At 66.5% G+C, this 23495-nt stretch carries 21 protein-coding genes; 3 read left to right on the top strand and 18 right to left on the bottom strand.

Annotation, left to right across the window (positions count from 1 at the left end; all coding sequences use genetic code 11):
• Positions 1–95: 95 nt before the first annotated feature.
• Together QN239_RS06280 and QN239_RS06275 are read left to right on the top strand one after the other, a co-directional pair.
• Positions 96–1262 carry a pyridoxal phosphate-dependent aminotransferase gene (locus tag QN239_RS06280; RefSeq protein ID WP_499008757.1) on the top strand — a complete coding sequence of 389 codons (1167 nt, stop codon included), beginning with the start codon at positions 96–98 and terminating at the stop codon, positions 1260–1262.
• On the top strand, positions 1259–2461 hold the full coding sequence (locus tag QN239_RS06275) for a DUF6986 family protein (RefSeq protein ID WP_499008755.1): 1203 nt from the start codon (positions 1259–1261) through the stop codon (positions 2459–2461). The genes QN239_RS06280 and QN239_RS06275 overlap by 4 nt, the downstream gene beginning before the upstream one ends.
• A 65-nt stretch (positions 2462–2526) precedes the next feature.
• On the opposite strand, the gene QN239_RS06270 is transcribed toward QN239_RS06275, so the two are convergent.
• The 13 genes from QN239_RS06270 to QN239_RS06210 all read right to left on the bottom strand — a co-directional run bounded on the left by QN239_RS06270 (position 2527) and on the right by QN239_RS06210 (position 15561).
• Positions 2527–3240 (bottom strand): aspartate/glutamate racemase family protein, encoded by a 714-nt coding sequence (locus tag QN239_RS06270; RefSeq protein WP_499008752.1) that lies wholly within the window; start codon positions 3238–3240, stop codon positions 2527–2529.
• Entirely contained in the window at positions 3237–4784 is a 1548-nt protein-coding gene (locus QN239_RS06265) for an NCS1 family nucleobase:cation symporter-1 (protein WP_499008750.1), read from the bottom strand. The genes QN239_RS06270 and QN239_RS06265 overlap by 4 nt, the downstream gene beginning before the upstream one ends.
• Before the next feature lie 81 nt (positions 4785–4865).
• Positions 4866–5567, bottom strand: coding sequence for a GntR family transcriptional regulator (locus QN239_RS06260; RefSeq protein WP_499008748.1), 702 nt, complete (start codon positions 5565–5567; stop codon positions 4866–4868).
• A gap of 45 nt (positions 5568–5612) precedes the next feature.
• A complete protein-coding gene (locus tag QN239_RS06255) occupies positions 5613–6530 on the bottom strand; it encodes a TIGR03564 family F420-dependent LLM class oxidoreductase (RefSeq protein ID WP_499008746.1) in 918 nt (305 codons plus the stop codon).
• 43 nt (positions 6531–6573) lie between these two features.
• Positions 6574–7014, bottom strand: a complete 441-nt coding sequence (locus tag QN239_RS06250) for an SRPBCC family protein (protein WP_499008745.1) — start codon at positions 7012–7014, stop codon at positions 6574–6576.
• Between the two features lie 218 nt (positions 7015–7232).
• Positions 7233–7910: a GntR family transcriptional regulator gene (locus tag QN239_RS06245; RefSeq protein WP_167165088.1), complete on the bottom strand. Its 678-nt coding sequence runs from the start codon at positions 7908–7910 to the stop codon at positions 7233–7235.
• Between the two features lie 83 nt (positions 7911–7993).
• Positions 7994–9049: an isopenicillin N synthase family dioxygenase gene (locus tag QN239_RS06240; RefSeq protein ID WP_499008743.1), complete on the bottom strand. Its 1056-nt coding sequence runs from the start codon at positions 9047–9049 to the stop codon at positions 7994–7996.
• A gap of 32 nt (positions 9050–9081) precedes the next feature.
• Entirely contained in the window at positions 9082–10665 is a 1584-nt protein-coding gene (locus QN239_RS06235) for an ABC transporter substrate-binding protein (protein WP_499016608.1), read from the bottom strand.
• 55 nt (positions 10666–10720) lie between these two features.
• Positions 10721–11704, bottom strand: coding sequence for an ABC transporter permease (locus tag QN239_RS06230; RefSeq protein ID WP_499008741.1), 984 nt, complete (start codon positions 11702–11704; stop codon positions 10721–10723).
• The gene (locus QN239_RS06225; protein ID WP_499008740.1) at positions 11701–12600 is read right to left on the bottom strand and encodes an ABC transporter permease; all 900 of its coding nucleotides are present in this window, start codon (positions 12598–12600) and stop codon (positions 11701–11703) included. The genes QN239_RS06230 and QN239_RS06225 overlap by 4 nt, the downstream gene beginning before the upstream one ends.
• Positions 12597–13457, bottom strand: a complete 861-nt coding sequence (locus QN239_RS06220) for a polysaccharide deacetylase family protein (RefSeq protein ID WP_499008738.1) — start codon at positions 13455–13457, stop codon at positions 12597–12599. The genes QN239_RS06225 and QN239_RS06220 overlap by 4 nt, the downstream gene beginning before the upstream one ends.
• Positions 13445–14989 carry an amidohydrolase family protein gene (locus QN239_RS06215; RefSeq protein WP_499008736.1) on the bottom strand — a complete coding sequence of 515 codons (1545 nt, stop codon included), beginning with the start codon at positions 14987–14989 and terminating at the stop codon, positions 13445–13447. The genes QN239_RS06220 and QN239_RS06215 overlap by 13 nt, the downstream gene beginning before the upstream one ends.
• 119 nt (positions 14990–15108) lie before the next feature.
• Positions 15109–15561, bottom strand: a complete 453-nt coding sequence (locus tag QN239_RS06210) for an SRPBCC family protein (protein WP_499008734.1) — start codon at positions 15559–15561, stop codon at positions 15109–15111.
• Between the two features lie 93 nt (positions 15562–15654).
• Here QN239_RS06210 and zwf point away from each other — a divergent pair, with 93 nt between their 5' ends.
• Positions 15655–17163: a glucose-6-phosphate dehydrogenase gene (zwf, locus tag QN239_RS06205; protein ID WP_499008733.1), complete on the top strand. Its 1509-nt coding sequence runs from the start codon at positions 15655–15657 to the stop codon at positions 17161–17163.
• Positions 17164–17169: 6 nt separating this feature from the next.
• Here zwf and QN239_RS06200 read toward each other — a convergent pair whose 3' ends face one another.
• Genes QN239_RS06200 through QN239_RS06180 form a run of 5 tightly spaced genes read right to left on the bottom strand, consistent with a single transcriptional unit; the run spans position 17170 to position 23488 of the window.
• A complete protein-coding gene (locus tag QN239_RS06200; RefSeq protein ID WP_499008731.1) occupies positions 17170–18651 on the bottom strand; it encodes an MCE family protein in 1482 nt (493 codons plus the stop codon).
• 1 nt (position 18652) lies between these two features.
• The gene (locus QN239_RS06195) at positions 18653–19774 is read right to left on the bottom strand and encodes an MCE family protein (protein ID WP_499008729.1); all 1122 of its coding nucleotides are present in this window, start codon (positions 19772–19774) and stop codon (positions 18653–18655) included.
• Positions 19771–21105 carry an MCE family protein gene (locus tag QN239_RS06190; RefSeq protein ID WP_499008728.1) on the bottom strand — a complete coding sequence of 445 codons (1335 nt, stop codon included), beginning with the start codon at positions 21103–21105 and terminating at the stop codon, positions 19771–19773. Before QN239_RS06190 ends, QN239_RS06195 begins: the two co-directional genes overlap by 4 nt.
• Positions 21102–22430 (bottom strand): MCE family protein, encoded by a 1329-nt coding sequence (locus QN239_RS06185; RefSeq protein ID WP_499008726.1) that lies wholly within the window; start codon positions 22428–22430, stop codon positions 21102–21104. Before QN239_RS06185 ends, QN239_RS06190 begins: the two co-directional genes overlap by 4 nt.
• Entirely contained in the window at positions 22430–23488 is a 1059-nt protein-coding gene (locus tag QN239_RS06180) for an MCE family protein (protein ID WP_499008725.1), read from the bottom strand. The genes QN239_RS06185 and QN239_RS06180 overlap by 1 nt, the downstream gene beginning before the upstream one ends.
• Positions 23489–23495: the final 7 nt, after the last annotated feature.

Raw genomic sequence — 23495 nt, 5'->3', positions numbered from 1 at the left:
GATTCATTCCGTACTGTGCGGCGTTGCACACGGCACTGGGCCATCCGGGCGCTGGTCGACTCGGCGCGCCGTCCGGTCGCCTAGGCTCGGAGGGCATGACGGTCTCGCGGCTCCAGCCGTATGCGGTGACGATCTTCGCCGAGATGTCCGCGCTGGCGGCCCGGATCGGTGCGGTGAACCTCGGTCAGGGCTTCCCCGACGAGGACGGCCCGGCCGGCATGCTCAAGGTGGCCCAGGACGCGATCGCCGAGGGCGTCAACCAGTACCCGCCCGGCCCGGGTATCCCGGCGCTGCGCCAGGCCATCGCCGCCCAGCGCGCCAGGCACTACGACGTCGACTACGACCCCGACTCCGAGGTGCTGGTGACGGTCGGCGCCACCGAGGCCATCGCCGCCGCCGTGATCGGGCTGGTGGAGCCCGGCTCGGAAGTACTGGTGCTCGAACCGTTCTACGATTCCTACTCCCCCGTCATCGCCATGGCCGGGTGTGTGCGCAAGGTCGTGCCGCTGGTGCCCGACGGCCGCGGTTTCGCCCTCGATATCGACGCCCTGCGCGCCGCCGTCGGGCCGCAGACCCGAGCGATGATCATCAACTCACCGCACAACCCGACCGGGATGGTGCTCAGCGATGCCGAGCTGAGCGCGATCGCCGATCTCGCGGTGGCCGCGGATCTGCTGGTCATCACCGACGAGGTCTATGAGGCGCTGGTGTACACCGACTCTGACTACCGCAGACACCTGCCCCTGGCCCGCTTCCCGGGCATGGCCGAACGTACCGTGACCATCTCCAGTGCGGCCAAGATGTTCAACGTGACCGGTTGGAAGATCGGATGGGCCTGCGGCGCACCAGAACTCATCGCCGGCGTGCGAGCGGCCAAACAATTCCTCACCTATGTCGGGGGCGCGCCGTTCCAGCCGGCGGTGGCGTACGCCCTGGACCACGAGGACGCGTGGGTCCGCAAGCTCCGGGACAGTCTGGAGAGCAAACGGGATCGGCTGTCCGCGGCGCTCACCGACCTCGGTTTCGAGGTGCATGACAGCCAAGGCACCTATTTCCTGTGCGCGGACCCGCGGCCCCTGGGATATCACGACAGCACGCAGTTCTGTGCCGAGTTGCCGCACAAGGCCGGCGTGGCGGCCATCCCGATGTCGGCGTTCTGCGCGGACACCGACAACACGTGGAATCATCTGGTGCGCTTCGCGTTCTGCAAACGCGATGACACCCTCGACGAGGCGATCCGCCGATTGGAGGTGTTGCGGTGAATACCATCCCGGAACCCACGCTGGCCCGTATCGACGCGCTGCTGGCCGATGTCGACGCGGACCTGGCCGCGCACTATCCGGGTGACCGCCCCGAGGCGCAGCCGGCGCACACCGTGTACATCAGCGCGGCCGACGCCTCCGCGGACACCCCCGCGATCTGGGGTGCGGCGGCGCTCGAGCTGCTGGATCGGCACACCGCGGTATTGCTCGAGCTGGGCGACCCCGCCGTCCTGGAGTTGGTGCGGCACCGGCTGTCCACCGCGCCCATCGCCGATCTGCGGCTGGATTTCGAGGACGGCTACGGCCGCCGCGGCGATACCGTCGAGGACGACGATGCCGTCCGCGCCGGCCACACCTTGCGTGCACTCGGCTTGGGCAGCTGCGGTATCCGTTTCAAAGGGCTGACCCTGGCGGATCGCCCCCGTGCGGTGCGCACCCTGGAACTGGTGCTCGACGGCGGGCTACCGGAGGGCTTCGTGTTCACCGTGCCCAAACTGCGGGCGGCCGAGCAGGTCACCGCGACGATGTGGCTGTGCGAGGCGCTTGAGCATGCGCACGGGTTGCCCGCCAGGTCGTTACGGTTCGAACTGCAGATCGAGAGTCCGCAGGCGGTACTCGGCGCCGACGGCACCGCCACCTTGGCCCGGGCCCTGCACCTGGCCGAAGGTCGTTGCACCGGACTGCATTACGGCACCTACGACTACAGCGCCGCGTGCGGCATCACCCCGCAGAACCAGTCGTTGGAGCATCCGGTGGCCGATCACGCCAAGGCCGTCATGCTGGCGGCGGCGGCCCAGACCGGGGTGTGGGTGGCCGACGGGTCCACCCAGGTAAATCCGGTGGGCACCGATACCCAAGTGGAACAAGCGATCCGACGACACCACAGACTGGTGACCCGCTCCCTGGAACGCGGTTTCTACCAGGGCTGGGATATGCACCCGGGCCACCTGGTGACGCGCTGGCTGGCGACGTTCACCTTCTTCCGGACTGCACTGGCGGCCGCGGCCCCGCGTCTGCAGGCCTATCTGGACCGGCGCGGTGGCGCGGTGGTCGACGAGCCGGCCACCGCGGAGGCGCTGGCGGCCGTGGTGCTGCGCGGACTCGACTGCGGCGCCTTCGGTGTCGACGAGGTGCTGGCCCAGGCCCCGGGCGCGGACCTCGCGACCCTGCGCGCATTGAAGGCCCGCACACACTCCTGATTCGCCGGACGTCGAGTTGTGGTCGGCCCGAACGGGAAATACCGACGACAACCCGACGTTCGGTATCAGAGCGTGGTGTATTGCTTCTCCGGCGGTGCCGCGAACTCGCCTCGCTTGGATGTCCGCAGCCCCAGGGTGACCAGCGACTGCACCGTCAGCGTCGCCGCCGTCACCCCGTCGATCACCGGCACACCGAGGTCGACCGAGATGGCGGCGCACATATCGGCCATCCCCGCACAACCCAGCACGATGGCATCGGAGTCGTCGGTCTCCAGCGCCTCCCGGCAGGCCTCGGTGATGATCTTGCGGGCATCGGGATCGGTCTCCAGGTCCAGCACCGCGATCTCGCAGGCATGTATCCCTCGGCAGAACCGTTGCATGCCATAGTGTTCGGCCAGATCGGCGGCCCGTCCCATGGTGCGTGCCAGGGTGGTGACCACACTGAAGCCGCGGCCCAGATGGCTGGCGGTGTGCATGGCCGCCTCGGCGATGCCGATCACCGGTCCGCGGGCCACCTCGCGGGCCGCGTCCAGGCCGGGGTCACCGAAGCAGGCGATGACATAGCCGTCGACGCCGTGGGCCTCACCGCGCTTGACGGCGTCGAGCAAGCCGGGCACGCTCATCGCCTCGTCGTAGTGACTCTCGATCGAGGGCGGGCCGAATTCTGAGGTGACCCCGACGATTTCGGTGCCCGGACCGGCCACCGCCCGGGCGCACGCCTCGATGGTCGAGGTCATGGCCCGGGTGGTGTTCGGGTTGATCACCCAGATTCGGCTCATGCCACCGATGCTGCCACCAGCGTGTCGCGCTTGGCCAGCAGGTAGTACAGGCCCAGCGCCACACCGCAACCGATGAACCAGCTGTACTGGGCCGCGGTGTGCATGCCGTAGACGCTACCGCCGAGCAACACCGGGAGCATGGCCAGCACCGCCCCGACCACCGTGGCGATCACCGCACACTTGTTGTAACCCTTGGTGTACCAGTACTTTCCGGACTCCTCCATGGTGAACAGGTCGTCCACCACCACCTTCTGCTTGCGGATCAGGTAGAAGTCGGCCAGCAGCACCCCGAACAGCGGGCCGATGAACGCGCCCAGCGTTTCCAGGGTGTAGTGGATGACCTCGGGGTTGTTGTACAGGTTCCACGGGGTGATCAGCACCGAACCCACCGCCGCGATCATGCCGCCGGCACGCCAGCTGATCTTCTGGGGGCTGACATTGGAGAAGTCGAACGCCGGCGAGATGAAGTTGGCGACGATGTTGATACCGATGGTGGCGATGGTGAAGGTCAACGCACCGAGCACGATGGCGAAGGTGCTGTCGATCCGGGCCACCGTGGTGACCGGATCGGTGATCAACTCGCCGAACACCGGAAGCGTCAGCGACGCCGTCACCACCACCAGCACCGAGAACACCAGGAAGTTCACCGGCAGGCCGAGGAAGTTGCCCTTCTTCACCGCCGCGAACGACTTGCCGTAACGGGAGAAGTCACCGAAGTTGAGCATCGGGCCAGAGAAGTAAGACACCACCAGGGCAATGGCACCGAGCATCACCGGAACCGAGGACCAGCCGGTGTACGTGACATCACCGAGGTTGAGATCAATTGCGCTCCAACCGGCCTTGTGGATCAGGTAGCCGCACAGGATGAACATGACGACGTACACCGCGGGCCCGCAGAAGTCGATGAACTTGCGGATCGATTCCATACCGCGCCAGAACACGCATGCCTGCAACACCCACAGCAGCAGGAAGCTGCCCCAACCCAGCAGGGACAGCCCGGCGAACCCGTAGTCGCCCACCACCGCGTACGGTGCCAGCCCCGGGAAGAGCTTGACCAGGACGATGTCCAGGGCCGCCGACGCCAGAAAGGTCTGAATGCCGTACCAGGCCACCGCGATCAACCCACGGATGATGGCCGGGATGTTGGCACCCAGCACACCGAACACGGTGCGGCAGATGACCGGGTACGGCACACCCGCCAGCTGACTGGGTTTGGCCACCAGGTTGCACAGGAAGTAGACGATGCTGATGCCGACCAGCAGCGCCACCAGCACCTGCCAGCTGGCCAGGCCGAGCGCGAAGAGGCTGCCCGCGGTGACATAGCCACCGACGCTGTGCACATCGGACATCCAGAACGCGAAGATGTTGTAGGAACCCCAGGTCTGGTTGCGCAGCGGGGCCAGGTCTTCGTTGGTCAGCCGCGGGTCGTACCCCGGCTTGATCTCACCACCGCCGACCGGGTGACCGGCCGCTTCCACGATGTCACCGGCGCCGATGACGGCGCCGGGAGGCAGGTCGTTCTTGGGGATGACGGTATCGGTCATAGTCGGTGACGCTAGAAACCGTGTGTTTCCCTGCTGTTTCACCGCGACTATGGATTGATTGCGAAGAAAATATATTGCCAGCTAGGCAAGTAGGCCGGTGTCGGTCGGCAGCGTCGCGATCACGGCGTTGAGCCGTGCTGCGTGGACGTCGGAGGCGGCCAGCAGCCGCGGCGCGTCGCCGGCCAGGAACGCCTCCAGCATCTCGCGATGATCGGCGTGCAGGTGCGCGCGATCCTCGGGGCCGACATGGACCATCGACTGCACGGGTTCGGTGACATTCCACGCCGCCTCGAGCATGTGCAGCAGTCGGTACATGCGTGAGGGCCGGGTCAGTGCGGCATGGAACTCCCGGCTGCCCCGGTGGTAGGCGACGCCGTCGGCGTCCCGTACCGCTTGTTCCAGGAGATCGTTGACCGCGATCACCGCGAGCCTGTCCTCCTCGGTGGCATTGGCCACCGCGGCGGCCAGCGACGCGGACTCCAAAGTCTCACGCACGATGTACATCTCGCGAAGTTCCTCGGCGGTCAACTGCGCGACGCTGTAGCCGCCGTTGCGCCGCTGCGCCACCAGGCCCTCACCGACCAGTGTTTTCAGCGCCTCCCGCACCGGGATCTGACTGACACCGAACACCTCGGCCACCTCGGCGAGCGGGATGGGGCTGCCGGGGGGCACGCCGCCGTCGAGGATGGCGCGACGCAATTCGCCGAGCACGGCCTGCTGCGAGGAGCCCGCATGATCGGCCACCAGATGTTCGAGCAGGGCCGATCGCCGTTGGGGCCGCATGCCCGCAGGGTAGGACACCGGTGTTGCCGCCCTGTTTCAGACCGCTTACAGCGCGGCGCCCACCTCCCAGATGGGCTCGAGCGAGGCAATACCGGTGCGGACCAACGGGCTCAACACGACGTCGGTGGCTCCGGCGTCGAGATAGCGCCGCAGCGCTGCGGTCACCTCGGCGGCCGTGCCGACGGCGGCGAGATCGATCACCGAATCCACGCCTTCGCGCTCGATGACCTTCGCGTACGACGGGATGGTGGCGTAGAACTCGAGGGCCTCCTGCGCCCGGGCCCGGCCCTCGTCGACATCATCGGTCACCAGCACGGGCACCGCGGCGATCACCTTCGGTGCGGGCCGGCCCGCCTCGGCCGCCGCTTTGGAGATCGTCGGCACGATGAACTCCGCCACGGTGCGCGGCCCCGCCAGGTACGGCAATGTGCCATCGGCCAGTTCTCCCGTCACGCGCAGGGCCTTGGGCCCCATGGCGGCGACGTACACCGGAAGTGGTGACCCGCCGGCCACCGTGACCGGCCATTCCGGGGCCGCGGTGAACTCGGCACCGTGGAAGTCGACGGTGCCGGTGTCGAGGATGGACCGCAGCACCTGAAGGTGCTCACGAAGCCGGCCGATGGTGTTCGGCCAGGCGGTGCCGAAGGCGGCCTGCTCGGGTGCATGCGCACCGAGCCCCAGTCCGAGGCTGAAGTTCCCCCCGGTGGCGGCCTGAGCCGTCTGCGCCTGCGAGGCGACGATGAGCGGGTGCCGGGGGTTGATGGGCACCACGAACGTCCCGACACCCAGGCCGGGCACCGCGGCGCCGACATAGCCGGCCAGCGAGATGGCGTCATGGTCGAACTGCTGGGCGATCCACAACTGGCGGATGCCTGCGTCGTAGGCACGGCGGGCCTGGTCGATGGCGGCCTCGACGTGGTTGGCAGAAGTACGGTCGGGATCGAGCACTACTCCGGTGGGCATGCTGAGCACAACCCTCCGCCCGGCACCGGGAATTCCGTTCGGCTCAGGCTGAGTACTTGTCCATGACCTGTTGATGCAGGCTGTCCACGGCGGTGTCGAGCACCAGCTTCTTCGCCCGCCGGACGATGAAATCCGGGATCGGCGCGGCGAGGTCGATGATCAGGTCGAAACGCACCCGGGTCCGGTCACCCTCGCGGGTGAGGTTGTATTCACCGTGCTGGCCGCGCTGGGTGCCGGTGTCGGCGGCGTCCCACACCACCCAGTTCTCGCCCCAGTGATACTCCAGCAGTTCCCTGTCGGTGAATCCCATGATCTTGAGCGTTGCCCGCACGTGATGCGGGCGGCCGTCCGGGTGACGGTCGAGCACCTCGGTCTCCCGGTGCAGCGACGACCACGACGGCACCGAGTCGATATCGGCGATAGCGTCCAGGATCTCCTCGGGCAGGGCGTCGAAGACGACTTCCCGCGTTGCCGTGACAGCCATACGGGCAAATGTAATTACCCATTCAGCCTCGCGCAACGATTCTGAAGGCTAATTTTGCCTCAGACGTAAACGCATCGTCACCAATCGATCTGGTCGATCGGGGCGGCGATCTTCGCGTCCCGCGCACCGACTGGCTCGCGTGCGGTGCACGCGTGCCGACAGCACACCCCGTAAACGCCGTCACCGACCGTACGCACCCTTTGCTGAAATCGACAGAGTCAGTCGAGCAACAGGCCGTGGCGCCTGAGCACCTCCACCGACTCGTGCCGGTCCCGTTCGATGTGGGCGTAGGCGACGCTCTCAGCGAGGCGTTCATTGCCGGTCTCGATGGCGGTGACGATATCGGCGTGATCCTGGTGCGCTGCGACGTTGTCGAGGTCGGAGGTCATGTAGAACAGCCACATCATCCGGCCTGCCAGTGACCGCATCATCGAACGCATCAGCTCATTGCCGGTCAGGTCGGCGATCACCTCATGGAACTCCGTGCTCTGCTCGGCCACCACGTAGACGTCGCGGGTCTGCAATCCGCGAGTGGCGTCGTCCAGCGCCTGATGCAGGCGGTCGGTACGAGCACCTGCCGCAACCTGTCGCGCGGCGTATCTCGCGGCACCGACCTCCAGGCAGAGCCGCACGTCGAACAGCTCGTGTACGGTCTGGGCCGTCCACGAATTCACCACCGCGCTGCGCCGGGGCAGGGTGCGCACGAACCCGTCCACCTCGAGCCGGGGTACGGCTTCGCGCAGCGGCACCCGACTGATGTTGAACTCGGTGGCCAGCCGTTGTTCGGCCAACCGTGTGCCCTGTGGATAGGTGCCGCGAATGATGCCTTCCCGCAACGATTCATAGACCATCCGGGACGACAACGATCGTGCGCCGTCCGTGTTCACGCTCGACATGGCCCCTCCTGTCTGGCATGGCGCACCGCGGTCGACCGGCGGGCCGACTCGTGACGCTACCCGTCGACAGTCCGGCTCGATGATCAGATGCCCAGCATGTCGAGGGTGGCCTGGCCCAGTTCCTTGCGTGAGATGTGTGGCCCCGCGGCGGTACTGGGCGCCTCGCCGGCGGGCATCCCCGGCGCGGCGGCCAGTGAGGCATCCGGGTTGGGCTGCTGGAAGTAGGCGACGGACTGCCTGCCCAGCGCCGCGGCGGGACCCTGCGCCCACACCACCCGGTGCGGTGTCGCCGGGAGGATTCCGCCGCTCCAATGTTCGAGCACATCACCGACATTGAGCACCAGCGAGCCCTCGATGTAGGGCACGTTCCACCACTTGTCCTGAGCGAAGACCTCCAGACCGCCGGGTTCGCTGGGCCGGTACAGCAGGGTCAGGGCACCGTGGTCGGTGTGCGTGCCGTTGGGGATCATGAACCCGTCGCCGACGTCGTGGCGGGGCGGGTAGTAGTTCGACGCCAGGTTGTTGAAGTGGCGATCGAACTTGTCGGCGAACCAGTCCTGCCGAAGCCCCAGACCCACCGCGATCAACTCCAGCAGCCGGTCCCCGAGCGACTCCATCTCCCGGTAGTAGCGTTCCCACACCGGCCGCAGATCGGCGGGGCGGTCCGGCCACAGGTTCGGCCAGCGCCACAGCCGGGCCTGTGGGCTGCCGGGCCGGTAGTCGTCGACGGTGTCGAGCCGATTGATCAACAGCGACTCCATGGCGTTGGGCGCACGGACCGCGCCGGTGATGTCCGGCAGCGGCTCGTATCCCCGGATGATCTCCGGGGACGGGAACGACACCGCCATCTTCTCGTCCACCGGCAGCGCGAAGAATTCCCGCGATGTCGCGCAGTAGTCGTCGAACACCCGCTGCGGGATGCCGTGCCCTGTCACCACCGCGAATCCGGTGTTCCGGAAGGAGGACACCAACTCCGCCGCCACCTCGACGGCACGGGCTTCGGTCGCACCGGGGCCCACGGAGCCCGTCAGGTCCACGGTGTCGACATCGACGGTACCGCTGCTGGCTTCGTCGCCGATGCGGGCGGTAGTCATGTACTCCGCGCTCGGGGTGATCTTCGGAACGGCGCTGTCGGCCATGTCGTCTCCTCCTGAGGATGGCAGCGTGATCGTCACTTCGGTGCCTCGATAGTGAGCTGGTTGAAGTTCAACTCGAAAGAGCCGATGTTGTGCGCGTTCTCGATATTGCCGAGCCATTTCTGCGCGACGACCCAGTCCTTGTTGTAGGCCAGGGTCATGTAGCACCCAGTGGCGCCATAGGCGTCACCGGCCTTGACGTAGGTGGCGATGTCACCGGTCTTGACCGCGTCGTCGAGCATGCCGTCCACGGCCGGGCTGTCACAGAGGAAGTAGTTGATTCCGCCGGACTTGTCCCAAAAGACGTGTCCCCACATGTACGGGTTACCGCCGTCGGGACCGTTGCTGCCGTCGACGAACGCATCGGGCCCCTTGGTGGGGTCATTGGGCCAGGAGAATACCGTTGCTGTCGGGTAGGCCTGCGCCGACGCCCGGATACCCATCGTCTGGAGCTGCGCGACAACGATGTTGGCCATCTTCTGGGCGTTCTCGTTACCGGTCGCGTAGCCCAGCGTCATCTCTGTGTTCGGGGGCAGTGTCTTGGCGTACGCCGCCATGACCGTGGGGTCATAGGTGATGTGCTGTTGATCGGCCCCGCCGGGGATCATGCCCTTGCCGTACATGGTGGTGGCCACCTCAGAGGTGTCCCCCATCACGTCGCTGACCAACTTCTTCTGGTCGATCATCTGCAGGAAAGCCGCCCGCGCCGGTTGGGTGCGGAAGAAGTCCTTGCTGGGGTTCAGCGTCAGCAGGGCTGCCCCGAGGGTCGGCAGGAAGTGGTTCGTCACCGACGAAAGCGACTGGTAACGCTTGAGGTTGGACGACGGCAACGCGTTCACCGCGCCGGCGACGTCACCGCTATCCAAGGCGAGTTGCAGCGCGGAGACGTCGTTGTAGACGGTCAGCCGCACCGTCGTGAACGGCGACTTCTGACCCCAGTACCCGGGATAGGCGGTCAGGTCGTATCCCCGGCCCGTCTCGGCCTTGCTCAGTTCGTACGGTCCGGTACCCAGGTCGTGCTTGCTCAGGAAGTCCTGCGCATGGTCGGCGCCGGCGTTCTTCGCCAGTCCTGCAGGCGATTCCATCTTGGGCCCGAAGGGTGACGCCAGATAGTCCAGGAAGGCCGAGTTCGGCTCCTTGAGCGTCACGACGGCGGTGCGGGCGTCCGGTGTGGCGACGCCCTGCACGCCTGCCACCATGTACGCCGGACCGCCGTTGACCGCCGTGCGCCGGTCGAAGGATGCCTTGACCGCCGACGAGTCGAACGGGGTGCCGTCGTGGAACGTGACGCCGTCACGCAGGGTGAAGGTGAAGACCGTGTTCTGCGGGTTGACGGTCCACGAGGTGGCCAGCGCAGGGGCGATATCGGGCCGGTCAGCGCCGTCCTTGTATTTCACCAGGCCCTCGTACACGTTCTGGATGATCGCCACACCGTTGTTGGCGTAGTAGATGTCGGGGTCGGGCGGCTGGCCGATATCTCCGTTGAGACCCAGGACCAGGACACCGTCGGTCGGCGGCTTGGCATCGCCGCCGGAAGAGGAGGTCTTGCCGCCGCACGCGGTCGCCGCGACGAGGACCGTTGCCGCGCAGAATGCCGCGGTGGCGACGCGGGTGTTCATTGATGTCACGCGAATCTCCTTGGGATGGTGACGATTGGCACTCGCGGACCGCGCTTCACAGTGCGATCCGGGGATCTGCCATGGCTTGCAGGATGTCGACGGCGGCGTTGGCGACGATGTACATGGCTCCCAGCAGCAGCGTGACCCCCGCGATAGCGGGGAAGTCATCGACCGGGATGCTGGCGGCGAGATAGTTTCCGATGCCCGGCCAGTTGAAGATCTGTTCCACCACAACGACACTGGCGAACATGAAACCGAGTTGCAGACCGGCCATCGACAGGGCCGGGTTGATGGCGTTGCGCAGGACGTGGCGCACCACCATCGCACCCGCGCCCAGACCTTTCATCTGCGCGCTGCGCATGTAGTCGGCCTTCATCGTCGACTCCAGACTGGAGCGCAGTATCCGGCCGATGGCGAGTGCAGGCGCGATCGCCAGGGTGGCCGCCGGCAGGATGAGGTGCTGCAATCCGGTCCACCACTGCGCGGGGTCGGCGCCCAGGATGCTGTCCAGCAGAACCAGATTGGTGGGTCCAGTGGTCGGCCCGCGCCCACCTCCGGGCAGCCAGTTCAGGTTACGGTAGAACACGATCAGGGCGCCCATCGCAATCAGGAACGGCGGTGCACACCCGGCGATCAGCAGCGCCCCGCGGTACCAGGAGGTGCCGGGAATCTGGATCGCCCCGGACAGCGCGAAGAGCGCCGCCAGGCCCAGCGCGATGCCGAACGCGCACAGCACCAGTTCACCGGTGGCCGGGGCGAACGTCGCGAGATCGGCCCATACCGGATCGCGGCTGCGCATCGAGATGCCGAAATCGCCGTGCAGGGCGCGCCACACATAGCTGAGATACTGCGCGGTGAGCGGGCGGTCCAAACCCAGCCGGTGGCGGGCCTCGGCGACGGCATCCGGTGTGGCGTTGGCGCCAAGATAGGCCTTGACCCCATCACCCGGGCTCATCATCTGGAGGATGAACACCGCCGCAGAGAGCACGGCCAGCAGCAACACAGCCCAGCAGGAGCGGCGAATGATGAACCTGATCATGAGTTCTCACCCAGCACCTTGCCCAGGGCATCCCCACCGAGGTTGGCCACCAGGCTGAGCAGCAGAATGGTGACCGCCGGGATCACCGGCACCCACCACTCGCTGAGCAGTTGCGGTAACGCAGCCGCCGTGTCGGAGCCGAGTTCGGGCGCGGGCTCGCGTTGCCCCAGCCCGAGAAAGGACAGCCCGGCCAGCAGCAGGACCGCGTTGCCGACATCCAGGCTGGCCGCCACCACCGAGGTGGGGACCACGCCGGGCAGCAGGTGCCGAAACACCAGGCGCGGCCGCCCCGCCCCGGCCAGCCGGGCGGCTTCCACGTGCGGCCGGGCGGCCAGCGCGCGGACCTCCCCGCGCACCACGCGGGCGTAATACGGCCACCACACGATCGAGATGGCGATCAGCGTGTTGGTCAGGCCGGGTCCACGGGCCGCCACGATGGCGATGGCGACCAGAGTTCCGGGCAGGGACAAGAACAGGTCGGTGATCCGCATCAGGATGCCGTCCACCCACCGCCCAGCCGCGCCGGCGACGAGTCCGATGGTCCCGCCCACGATCAGACCGACGGCGACGAGTCCGATGGTCCCGCCCACGATCAGACCGACGGCGACGATGACGAGCGCCGACAGCCAGCTGGTACGCATGCCGATCAGGGTCCGGCTGAGCACATCTCGACCGACCCCGTCGGTTCCGAGCAGATGTGTCGGCGTGAACGGCGGCAGGTTCAGCTCACCGACGGGTTGCACCGGGTCGAACGGCGCGAGCCATGGGACGACCACCACCGACGCGGTGACCACCACGAGTACGGCCACCATCGCCTGATTGCACCTGCCGCGCAGGCCGGGCATCTCGATCTGCAACGGGGAGAACCGTCGGCGTGGCACGGTGAGGGCGGTCATGTCAGGACCGCAGGCGGCGGGCACATCCGGGCGAACGCCTCGTAGATCTGCCGAGGCTGGGCGATCCATACTGAGTCACGCTGTGCGGCAATATGGTCCAGCGCACGGGTGATGTGGCGCAGACGAAATGGGGCGCCCGAGATGAACGAGTGGAGCACGATGCTCATCACGATTGGTCTGCCCTCGTCGGATTCCCGTAGCTCATCGAACTCGTCGACGATCATGTCGGCGAACTCGGCGGCGCCGACATGCCTGCCGATCATCGAGGTCGAGTCGTTGAGTTCGAGCGCGTACGGAATCGACAGCAGCGCACCAGCTGACGAGGTCAGCCACTCCGGCTGATCATCGCGGCGCAAGTCGAGCAGATACCTGTAACCGGCCCGGACCAGGTTGTCCACCGTACTGGGGGTATGGATCAGCCAGGGTGTGGACCATCCGCCCGGCGGTGCGCCCTCGTGGTTGTCGATGGCGTGGGCAACCGTGGTCAGGTAGGCCAGTTCCTCGTTCTCCTCCAGTCCGTGCAGCGAATCGGAGTTCGACACCCCGTGTCCGACGAATTCCGCTCCGGCAGCGCGTAGGGCGTCGGGCACCGCGGGCACCGTGCCGTACAGCATGGTGTTCAGCAGTGTGGTGGCCGGGATGCCGAGATCGCCGAGTCGCTGCAGCAGTCGGTACACGCCCACGTTGTTGCCGTACTCGCGCCACGCCCGGTTGACCGCGTCGGGGGCTGGTATGTCGGGCAGCAGATTCTCTGCATAGCCCTCGTCAGGCCGGTAGTCTTCGACACCGACTGCCACATAGACGGCCAGCGGCGCGTCTCCCGGCCAGCGCCCCTGCACCCGCATCACTTCACCCATCTGTTGATTCCGACATCGGCGGCGGCAGCTCGATCGACGACCTCCCGGTAGAGCGGCAGCACTTCCCTGGCCGCGGTCTGCGCCTCGATCAGGTCCGGCCGGCGGGCCGCGAACAGTTCACGTGCCTCGCCCAAGAGGGCGTCCTGATCGACCCTTGTGAGCCGGCCGGCCCCGGCCACCAGCACGCCGTCGACCATGGTCGCGACCACATCGGAACCGTTCTCGCAGTACACAAGTTGGCCCGCGACATCGTTGCGCGGGGTGAAGGTAGGCGTGTGCAGGTCCAGCATCGCGAGATCGGCGAGCCGGCCGGGCGCGATGGCGCCCAAGGTGTCCGGCAGTCCCATCGCCTGGGCCCCGCCCGCCCAGAGACAGTCGAGCACCTCGGTGGCCCGGGGCCAGCGGTCGCTGTCAGGATCGGTGATGTTGTGGATCAGGCCGGCCATCCGCACGACGCTCCACATATCGACGGCGTCGTTGCAGATCGCCTCATCAACACCCAGCCCGACTGGGATACCGCGATCGAGCATGGCGCGCAACGGCATCACCCCGCTGCCCAGCCGCAGATTGCTCACCGGGTTGTGCAGCACCGTCGACCCGGCCGCCGCGATGAGATCAAGATCGGCATCGTCGACCCACACGGCGTGGATGACATTGGTGTGCTCGTCGAGCAGGCCGAGATCGGCGGTGTAGCGCACCAATGAGCGACCGGCGAAGCGGGCCTGGTGCTGACTCAGCACCCGTTGGGTCTTGGTCTCGAGCATGTGCGCGAACAACGGGGTGTGGTGCCGGTGGCTCAACTGGACCAGGGCCTCGAAGTACGGCACCGAAACCCGCTGTGGTGCCGAGATGGACACCGCGGCGCGCAGCCGCCCATCCGCCGCGCCGTGCCAGCGGGAGAACAGATACTCGTAGCAGTTCAGCAGGTCAGCGGCCGCCATCGGAGCGGGGGCGTGCACGGCGTCACGCCACGGCGTGGCGGCCGCAATCTCGCCCAGAAAGGGCAGTTTGTCGGCGTCGGGCAGGTCGGGTTGGTCCAGAGCCACCGTCGCCCGGATCCCGCTGTCGGCGTATGCCGCGAGCATGGCATCGATCGCGTCTGGATCCGGGCCTGGCATCAGGAACGCGTCGTCCTGCACCGAGGTGGTGCCGTGGTTCAGCATCTCGATGGCGCCCAGCATGGTGCGCAGGTAGATCTCACGCGGTGTAGGTCGCAGCGCCTCGTCGGCAGGCGACTCGAACAGCATGAAGAGCTCCAGCGGCAGGCTGGGCAGCGAGCCCTTGAGGTGGTTGGCGGGTGAGTGGAAATGCGCGTTGATCAGGCCGGGGATCACCAGATGCCGGCCCGCGCCGGCAACCACGCGCGCGTCCGGCGCGGCAAGTGCACGAGCGTCCGATCCGATCGCCGCGATGAGCGGCGCGTCCACGAGGAGGTCGGTGGGCGCCGGCGTCGGCCCGGCACCGATCCAGAGGTAGACATCGGTGAACAGCGTCTGACGGGTCACCGCCGTCTCACCGTCAGGAAAGCTCACACCGAGAACAGTATACCGTTTGCCGTTTCGGGCATGTTAGAGGCGGTGACGTTTGAGTTTCACAGCAGATCAGACGCCACTTGCTCAGCCCGAGCCTTTCAAACAGTATGCAAAATGACTTATCCGGCCTTCTGCCTTCGTAGCACTTCCTTGCGCAGCCCGTCGGTGGCGACGTCGAGGGCGCCCTTCATCACCTTCTTGAGGATGAATCCGGGCAGCGGGATGGCGAGTTCGACGGTGATGTCGAACCGCACTCGCGTCTTGGGGTCAGTTCCCCCCAAGGGGGCCAGCGTGTAACTGCATTTCTGCGATTTCAGCTGGCTCGCCTTGACCAGCTCCCAGCTGACCTTGTCCGGCTCCCAGGTGTACTGGACGGTCAGTACGTCGGTGATGCCGACCGTCTTGATGGTCTGCTTCACCACGCGGGGGCGGCCCTCGTCGTCGGTGTCGACGACCTCCGCCTTCTGATACTGCGGTGACCACGTGGGGGTCGACTCGACGTCGGCGACGACGGCGAAGATCTCGTCGGGTGTCGCTTCGATGACCACTTCACGGGAGTCACTGGTTGCCATGGGGTGACCATAGCCACCCGCTACCGGCCGGCGGTCACAAATCAGCGCCTCGATGTCGTGCAGAGTTCACAATCTGATGGAAGCATCGGCCGAGTGGCCGCCACCTTGCCAGACAACCCGCAGACCATCGCCTATCCCGCGCCGGGCGCCCGCCCGCATCGCCGCGACGGCGATCCGCTCGAGCCGCACGTCATCGTCCTGTTCGGGGCGACCGGCGATCTCGCCAAGCGCAAGCTGCTCCCGGGGATGGCGTACCTGGACCAATCCGAGCTCGCGCCCAATATCCAGGTGGTCGGGACCTCCCTGGAGGATCTCACCGACGACGAGTTCCGCGCGCTTGCCAAAGAGGCCATCGAGAAGTTCGGCACCCACAAGCTGACCGATGAGCAGTGGGCCAACTTCGCCAAGATCGTGAGCTATGTGCCCCAAGGCGCGGGCCCGGAGGCACTGGCGGCGGCGGTCGCCGACGCAGAAACCAGGCTGGGCGGCAATGCTCAACGGCTGCACTATCTTTCGGTACCGCCCAAGGCCGCGCGTGCGGTGATCACCATGTTGCGCGAGGCCAATCTGGTGGAGCGCTCACGGGTGGTGATGGAAAAGCCGTTCGGCACCGACCTGGCCAGCGCGGTCGCGCTCAACGATTTCGTGCACGAAACCTTCAAGGAACGTCAGGTCTTCCGCATCGACCACTTCCTGGGTAAGGAAGCGGCACAGAACATCCTGGCGTTCCGGTTCGCCAACGGCCTCTTCGAACCGATCTGGAACCGCAACTTCATCGACCATATCCAGATCGACATCCCGGAGATGCTCGGCCTGGACGAGCGGGCCAACTTCTACGAGAGCACCGGCGCGTACAAGGACATGGTGGTCACGCACCTGTTCCAGGTGATGGCCTTCGTGGTGATGGAGCCTCCGACCGCGCTGGAGCCCCGGGCGATCAGCGAGGAGAAGAACAAGGTCTTCCGTTCCATGCTGCCGATCAAATGCAGCGACGTGGTGCGCGGCCAGTTCGCCGGCTACCGCGAACTCACCGGTGTCGCAAGAGATTCGGACACCGAGACGTTCATCGCCCTGAAGGTCGGTATCGACAATTGGCGCTGGGCCGGTGTGCCCATCTACCTGCGCACCGGCAAGAAGATGGCCGAGGGGATGCGCATCATCTCGATCGCCTTCAAGGAGGCCCCGCGGACGATGTTCCCGGCCGGCTCCGGTGTCGGCTCACAAGGACCGGACCACTTGACCTTCGATCTGGCGGACAACTCCAAGGTGTCACTGTCGTTCTACGGCAAGCGGCCGGGGCCCGGGATGAAGCTGGACAAGATGTCGATGCAGTTCTCGACGACGGAGATCGCGACGAACGGCGACGTGCTGGAGGCCTACGAGCGGCTGATCCTGGACGCCATGCGTGGCGACCACACCCTGTTCACCACCGCCGAAGGTATCGAATCGCTGTGGGAGCGCTCGAAACAGCTACTGGAGGACCCGCCCCCGGCCAAGGTCTATCAGCCCGGAACATGGGGCCCGAACGCCATCCACCAGCTCATCGCGCCGAACGCCTGGCGGCTGCCGTTCGAGCGGGCCTGGCGCGAAAAACCCGAGTAATCCCGCCTACCGCCCCGGTGGCACCAGCATCGACTGCCACGTCCGGTTGCCCGGGTTGGCGAGGTCGCCCTGGGTGTAACGCCGGCCGTCGGGGCCGATGTAGTCCCCGGTGGCCGGGTCGTAGGGCACGGCCACCACGGGTGGCGGTAGTGACACTGCGGCCGCACCCTGCGCGGCACCTTCCGGCGTGGACGCCGGTGGCGTGCCGGGCGGGTACTGCGGAATGCTCTGCCCGGACAGCGTGGCGTTCGGATCGCCCTTCCAGTTGTAGCCGTCGTTGAGCGGGACGTACTCCTGGTCGCTCTCGCACATCTCGACCGTCGGCGCCCGCTTCCACGGCTTGGCCTCACATGGGATATTGCGCGCCCCACGGACATTGAGGTCGGAGTCCTGCGGAACCCGGCAGTACAGTTCACCGGCGGTGCGGTCCGGATAGTCCTGCAGCGACGGTGCGCGCTGCTGTTTGACCGGCAGGAAGCCCGTATTGCAGGGCGGCGGCAGGTTCAGGTTGAGGTTGAAGTCCAGATAGATCCCGTTATAGGCCTGCTTGACGTTGGCGTCCGCGGCGGCGATCGCCGACATCACCGCCGTGCCCTGCGGGAACAGCACCAGCAGCTGCTCGATGTCGTTGCGGTAGGTCACCGCGATATCGCCCAGACTGACCAGATTGGCCAGCAGCACCGGCAACGCGGGCGCCACCCGGCCGAAAAGTTGTCTACCTTCGTTCAGCGCCGGGGCGCCCTGCTCCAGCAGATCGGCGAATGCCCGGTCCTGGGCTTTGAACTGGCCGAACAGTGACGCGGTGTGCGCCGCCCAGGTCCGGATCGAATCCGCGGTCTGCACCTGTGAATCCAGCACCGGAGGCGCCTCATCGATGAGCCGGCCCAACTGCTCGGTCGACTTACCGCCCTCGATGGCCAACGCGGTCGAGCCATCGACGATGCGCGACAATTCCGGCCCCAGCCCGCCGACCGCCTTGGCGGCCTCATCGACCACGGTCTTCAGGTTGTCCTGCGGGATCGCCTGCAGCGCACGGTTGGTGGCATCGAGCAGGTGGCCGATATCGGGCGGCACAGACACCTTGCCGACCGGGATCACATCGCCGTCATGAAGAAGAGCCGCCGCGCCCGATCTGTCCACGCCGGGGGTGAGTTCGACGAACTGCTCGCCGACGGCAGAGCGGCTGTGCACCGCCGCGGACACATCGGCGGGTACCGGCGTCGACGACTTCAGGGTCAGTTCGGCCCGCACCCCGTCCAAGGTGGCGTCGACACTCGTGACCCGCCCGATTTCGTCACCGCGATAGGTCACGACCGAACTCTCGTACAGGCCACCCGAGGTCGGCAGATCCAACGACACCGTGTACCGACCGTATCCCAGCAGCGCGGGCACGTTCACGATGCCGAAGGCCATGACGCCCACCGAGATCAGCGTGACGGCAGCCAGGATCGCCAACTGGATCCACACCTTGCGATGCAGGCGCAACATGTCAGTACCCCCCGAAGTGGTAGGGGGCGACCAACGGGTTGCCACCGGTATAGGGGCTCGGCATCTGCCCGATGGTCCGGCCCCACTGCATCTCGAGCTCGGTCAGGTCGCCCTCCCAGCGGGTGCCGGTGAAGATGCTGCTGTCCAGCCGGCTCAGCGTCAGGTCGAGCACCAGGGTGATGTTGGCGAAGTCGCCGCGGAACCACTTGGACAGATTGCTCTTCACCCACGGATAGGTGGACAGGAAGTCCAGTCCCCTGGTCAGCGACGGGCCCGCATCGGCCAGTGAACGCAGCACCGGGCCGATATTGCGCAGGTTGTCCACCAGCGCCTCTTTGCTCTGCCGCACAGTCGAATTGGCGACGGCACTGAACTTGCCAAGCCCGTCGATCGCGTCGGCCAGCTTGGTGCGGGTGTCGGCCAGCACAGCCAGCGCCTGCGGCAGGGTGGTCAGCGCCTTGTCGACGGTCGCGTCGCCGGCGGCGAACTTCCCGGCCAGCGAGTTGAGATGCTCTGTCGCGGTGATGATGTCGTCGGTCTGTGCATTGACCTGGGTGATGAACGTGTCCAGCTGGGTGAGCAGGCTGCGCATGTCGTTCTCACGACCGGAAAGCGCCTTGGCGAAAGTCTGGTTGATCTCCTGCAACTCCCCCAGCCCGCCACCGTTGAGCAGGACCGACACCGAGGCCAGCGTCTGCTCGGTGGTGGGATAGGTGGCCGCCGAGGACAGCGGGATCAGTGACCCGTCGTGCAGCTGCCCCTGCGGCGCTTCGTCGGTCGGCGGGGCCAGTTCGATGTGCATGGAGCCCAGTAGGCTGGTCTGCCCCACCTTGGCGGTGGCGTTGGCGGGCAGGTGCACGTCGCCGTTGATCCGCATGGTCACCAGCGCGTGCCAGTCCTGTACCTCGATCTTGGTGACGTTGCCGACGTTCACATCGGCGACCCGTACCCGGGTGTTCTGCTGGATCACCACGACGTCCGGCAGCTGCGCCTGGATGGTGTAGGAGCCGTCCCCGGCCCCCTCGGTGCCGGGCAGGCTCAGAGAGTTCAGGCCGCGCCATTGGCATCCGGGGATCACCGCCAGGCAGGCCACCAGCAGTACCGCGAGCAGGGGCCGCCTCATGGGGTACCGCCACCGGGGACCATGAGGCCGGGCAGCCCGGCCGCTGGGTCGGGTGTGGCCGTGGGTGGTGCTTCGGCGGCGAGCAGTCCCACCGGGTCGACTCCAGACCCCGTCGCTTCGCTCGCCCCGACCGGGGGCAGAAGCGGATCTCCGGGAGGCCGCAGCCGGTCCTCGCTGTAGGTGATCTCGTTCGGTCGCGCCACGGCGCCCACGAAGGGGTTGCCGCCGATCGGGAAGAAGTTCATCTGGCGGTTCTTGACGATGGGTGCCAGGTACTGCACGCACAGCTTGGCCGACTGTTCGGAGTTCAGCCGTGACGCGGCCTGGACTGCGCTGCAGAGGAATTGGACGGTGTCGGCGAAGTTGACCGGCGCGAGGATGCCGGTGATCGCACTCTGGGCGGGCTGATAGATGTTCACGAAGTTCTGGAACACCGTCGGCCCGATGTGCAGCACCTGCTTGATATCGGTGCGGCTGTCGTTGAGCGCGGTGGTGATCTGGTTGAAGTGGTCGAAGGTGGTGCCCAGCGCCTCGCGGTTCTCGGCGACGAAGCCGCGCAGATCTCCGACAGCATTGTCGAGACCCTTTGTCGCATCGGCGACTTCGTCGGGTGTGTTGGTCAGCACCGTACTGACCTGGGCGAAGTTCTGATTGAACGCAGCCAGTAGGTCACTGCTGGACGACAGGGCGGACACCAGCAGTTGCATGTTGCGCACGGTGCTGAAGATGTCGGTGCTGTGGTCGCCGAGCGCCGAGAGCGCCTGCGACAGTTTGATCACCGTGTCGCGAGCCGTGTCACCCTCGCCGCGCAGGTTGTCGGCAGCGCTGCTGATGAACTCGCCGACCGAATTGGGGCCGCCGGGGCTCTGTGGTTGCAGGGCGGCGGTCAGCTTCTCCAGTTGCTGCCGGAAGTCGTCCCACTCCACCGGGACGGCGGTGCGGTCCTGCGGGATCGACGACCCCGCAGCGAGTTTCGGTCCCCCGTCGTAGGCGGGTACCAACTGGATGGCACGCGCGCTGACCAGCGACGGGGACAGGATGGCCGCCTTCACGTCGGCCGGCACCGGATATTGCGACTCGACGGAGAAGGTCACCTTGGTGGATTGCGGTTGTGGTTCGATCTTGTCGACCGTGCCGACGGCCACGCCCAGGATTCGCACCTCGTCGCCCTTGTACAACCCGTTGGCGTTGGCGAAGTACGCGCTGAAGGTGTCCTTGGCGAGGTGTTTCCACCAACCAGATCCGGCCGGCGTCGCCACCACGCTGATACCGGCGGCCAGAATGACCACCAGCAGAACCCCCGTTAGAGAGCGGGCCTTGGAGTGTGTCACGGCTGACCTCCCGGCTCACCGGGTGCGGGCACCAGGACCGGCGTGGGTCCGGTGTACGGCACCGGCCCGACGATTCCGGGCGGCGCCAGGGCCGGCGGTCCAGGGGGCGGACCACCCGGCGGCGGGGCCGGCAGCGGTTCGCGATAGGGATAGCGCGGATCGCCCGGATTACCCGTGATGGCGTCGGGCAGGAAGAGTTTGGGATCCCCACCCTGGCCGGTGCGCGGGAAGGGGGACGGCAGGGCCGGGGTACCCGGTTGCCCGATCGCGGGGTCGACCAGTTCCGAGGGCAGTTTCACGTTCGGGTCGAGCCCGAGGTCGGAGAAGGCCGAATCGATGAACGGCTGGACGAATTGCCCGGGCAACAGGTTGACCAGGGAGGCCTTGAAGTACGGTCCCGAACCCAGCACCTCGCCGAATGACATCGCGTATCGGCGGAACAGGGCGACGGTGCGCTGCAGTTCCTTCCTGCGGTTGTCCAGGATGGACAACACCCCGTTCACCTTGTCCAGGGCCGGTGTGAGCTGGGTGCGGTTGTCGGCCACCAACCCGGAGATCTGATGTGACACCGCCGTCAAGTTGCCCATGAAGCTGTCCAGGGCGCCTTGCTGGGCCACCAGTTCGGAGAGCAGGGCGTTGGCGTTGACCACGAGCCCGGCGATCTGGTCGCTGCGCTTGGCGAGCACGGTGGTGACCTTGTTGGCGTTGCCGAGCAGGTTGCGCAGCTGCGCGTCGCGCGCGTTGAGGGTGTCGGAGAACTGGGCGACACCGTCGAGGGCCAGCTTGAGGTCGCCCGGGGTCTGTTTGAACGTATCGGCCAACGTGGTCAGCGCCGAGGACAATTGGGTGGTGTCCAGGCCGCTGACGGCGGTGGTCAGGTCACCGAGTGCGGTCGGCAGGTCATAGGGCGAGGTGGTGCGTTCCAGCGGGATGGTGCCGGTGAGGTGGCCGTCGCCGCGCGGGGTGATCTCCAGCATCTTGGTGCCGAGCACGGTTTCGGTCTTGATCGCGGCCTCGGTGCGGTCGCCCAGTTCGACACCGTCCTTGACGCTGAAGTCGACCCGGACCTTGGTGCCGTCGAGGTGGATATCGGACACCCGCCCGACGGACAGGCCCGAAACCCGCACGTCACTACCGGGTTTGATGCCGCCGGCTTCGGAGAAGAAGGCGGAGTAGTCCGATGTCCCCTTGATGAACGGCAGCCGGTCGTAGGAGAACGCGGCGATGACCACCACGATCAGGATCAGGGTGCCGACCACGCCGACGACGATCCGGTTGCGCTCGGCAAGGGGTTTGATGTTGGGGCGCTTCAGTTTCAATGTCATCACCTTCCCCCGTCGCTGCGCTCGCCCTGCTTGGGTGTGCACCGTCCTGTGTCCTGTCCGGCGAGTTTGATGAACACGGGTTGGCCGCCTTTGCCGTTGACCTTGAGAATCGCGTCGCACAGGTAGAAGCCGAAGTAGTCACCGTAGAGCCCGTTGCGCGCCAGGATCTGATAGGCGTCGGGCAGCGTTTTGACCAGGTCGTCCACGTAGGCGTGGTCGGCCTCGATCTGACCGGACACCCGATCTGCCTGTACCACGGCCTCTTTCAGCGGGGGTCGCATATCGGTGAGCAGGTCGGCGACGGTGGCCGTCGCCGCGCTGATGTGCGCCACGCCGTGTGCGATATCGGTCCGGCGGTCCGACAATCCCTGCACCAGTTCCGAGAGTTTGTCCAGACCCGCCGAGAACTGTTCATCGCGTTCGCCGAAGGTGCCCAGCACGGTGTTCAGGTTGGTGATGACCTGACCGATGAGTTGGTCACGGCCCGCCAGCGTGGTGGTCAGTGCCGACGTCTGGGCCAGCACCGAGGAGATGGTGCCGCCCTGGCCCTGGAACACCTTGAGCAGTTCGCCGGACAGCGCATTCACCTGATCGGGGTCCAGCGCCCGGAACAACGGGCGGAACCCGCCGATCAGCGCGTCCACATCCAGAGCGGGTGAGGTGCGCTCCTTCGGAATGGTCTCCCCCGGCGTCAGCCGGTGCACCGACCCCGCACCTTCTTCGAGCGCCAGATACCGGTCGCCGATCAGGTTCTCGTAACGGACCGCCGCGGTGGTGCCCTCGGTGAGGGCGAGGTTCTTGTCGATGGAGAAGTCGACGTGGACGGTGCCGTCCTTCTGCAGCGTCATCGTGCCGACCTTGCCGACCTCGACGCCGGCGATGCGGACGAAGTTGCCCTCCTTGAGTCCCGACACATTGGTGAACACGGCGTGGAAGGTGGCCCGCGAGTCGAACCGGAACTGCCCGAACACCGTCACCAGCGCGAAGAGGAAGACCAGGCACATGGCGGTGAACAACGCCACCCGCACCACCGTGCCGGTGAGGCCTTTTCGTCGCATGAGTCGT

It is taken from the genome of Mycolicibacterium sp. Y3, assembly GCF_051188035.1.
Lineage (GTDB): Bacteria > Actinomycetota > Actinomycetes > Mycobacteriales > Mycobacteriaceae > Mycobacterium > Mycobacterium fluoranthenivorans.
This window is presented reverse-complemented; position numbering and strand designations above follow the sequence as displayed.

What these genes read in the sequence shown, in the direction of transcription:
- QN239_RS06185 (WP_499008726.1), bottom strand. Translation starts at nt 22,430, where the DNA reads ATGACATTGAAACTGAAGCGCCCCAACATCAAACCCCTTGCCGAGCGC.
- QN239_RS06235 (WP_499016608.1), bottom strand. Translation starts at nt 10,665, where the DNA reads ATGAACACCCGCGTCGCCACCGCGGCATTCTGCGCGGCAACGGTCCTC.
- QN239_RS06270 (WP_499008752.1), bottom strand. Translation starts at nt 3,240, where the DNA reads ATGAGCCGAATCTGGGTGATCAACCCGAACACCACCCGGGCCATGACC.
- QN239_RS06200 (WP_499008731.1), bottom strand. Translation starts at nt 18,651, where the DNA reads ATGTTGCGCCTGCATCGCAAGGTGTGGATCCAGTTGGCGATCCTGGCT.
- QN239_RS06240 (WP_499008743.1), bottom strand. Translation starts at nt 9,049, where the DNA reads ATGGCCGACAGCGCCGTTCCGAAGATCACCCCGAGCGCGGAGTACATG.
- QN239_RS06250 (WP_499008745.1), bottom strand. Translation starts at nt 7,014, where the DNA reads ATGGCTGTCACGGCAACGCGGGAAGTCGTCTTCGACGCCCTGCCCGAG.
- QN239_RS06195 (WP_499008729.1), bottom strand. Translation starts at nt 19,774, where the DNA reads ATGAGGCGGCCCCTGCTCGCGGTACTGCTGGTGGCCTGCCTGGCGGTG.
- QN239_RS06280 (WP_499008757.1), top strand. Translation starts at nt 96, where the DNA reads ATGACGGTCTCGCGGCTCCAGCCGTATGCGGTGACGATCTTCGCCGAG.
- QN239_RS06225 (WP_499008740.1), bottom strand. Translation starts at nt 12,600, where the DNA reads ATGACCGCCCTCACCGTGCCACGCCGACGGTTCTCCCCGTTGCAGATC.
- QN239_RS06255 (WP_499008746.1), bottom strand. Translation starts at nt 6,530, where the DNA reads ATGCCCACCGGAGTAGTGCTCGATCCCGACCGTACTTCTGCCAACCAC.
- QN239_RS06210 (WP_499008734.1), bottom strand. Translation starts at nt 15,561, where the DNA reads ATGGCAACCAGTGACTCCCGTGAAGTGGTCATCGAAGCGACACCCGAC.
- QN239_RS06260 (WP_499008748.1), bottom strand. Translation starts at nt 5,567, where the DNA reads ATGCGGCCCCAACGGCGATCGGCCCTGCTCGAACATCTGGTGGCCGAT.
- QN239_RS06265 (WP_499008750.1), bottom strand. Translation starts at nt 4,784, where the DNA reads ATGACCGATACCGTCATCCCCAAGAACGACCTGCCTCCCGGCGCCGTC.
- QN239_RS06230 (WP_499008741.1), bottom strand. Translation starts at nt 11,704, where the DNA reads ATGATCAGGTTCATCATTCGCCGCTCCTGCTGGGCTGTGTTGCTGCTG.
- QN239_RS06245 (WP_167165088.1), bottom strand. Translation starts at nt 7,910, where the DNA reads ATGTCGAGCGTGAACACGGACGGCGCACGATCGTTGTCGTCCCGGATG.
- QN239_RS06180 (WP_499008725.1), bottom strand. Translation starts at nt 23,488, where the DNA reads ATGCGACGAAAAGGCCTCACCGGCACGGTGGTGCGGGTGGCGTTGTTC.
- QN239_RS06220 (WP_499008738.1), bottom strand. Translation starts at nt 13,457, where the DNA reads ATGGGTGAAGTGATGCGGGTGCAGGGGCGCTGGCCGGGAGACGCGCCG.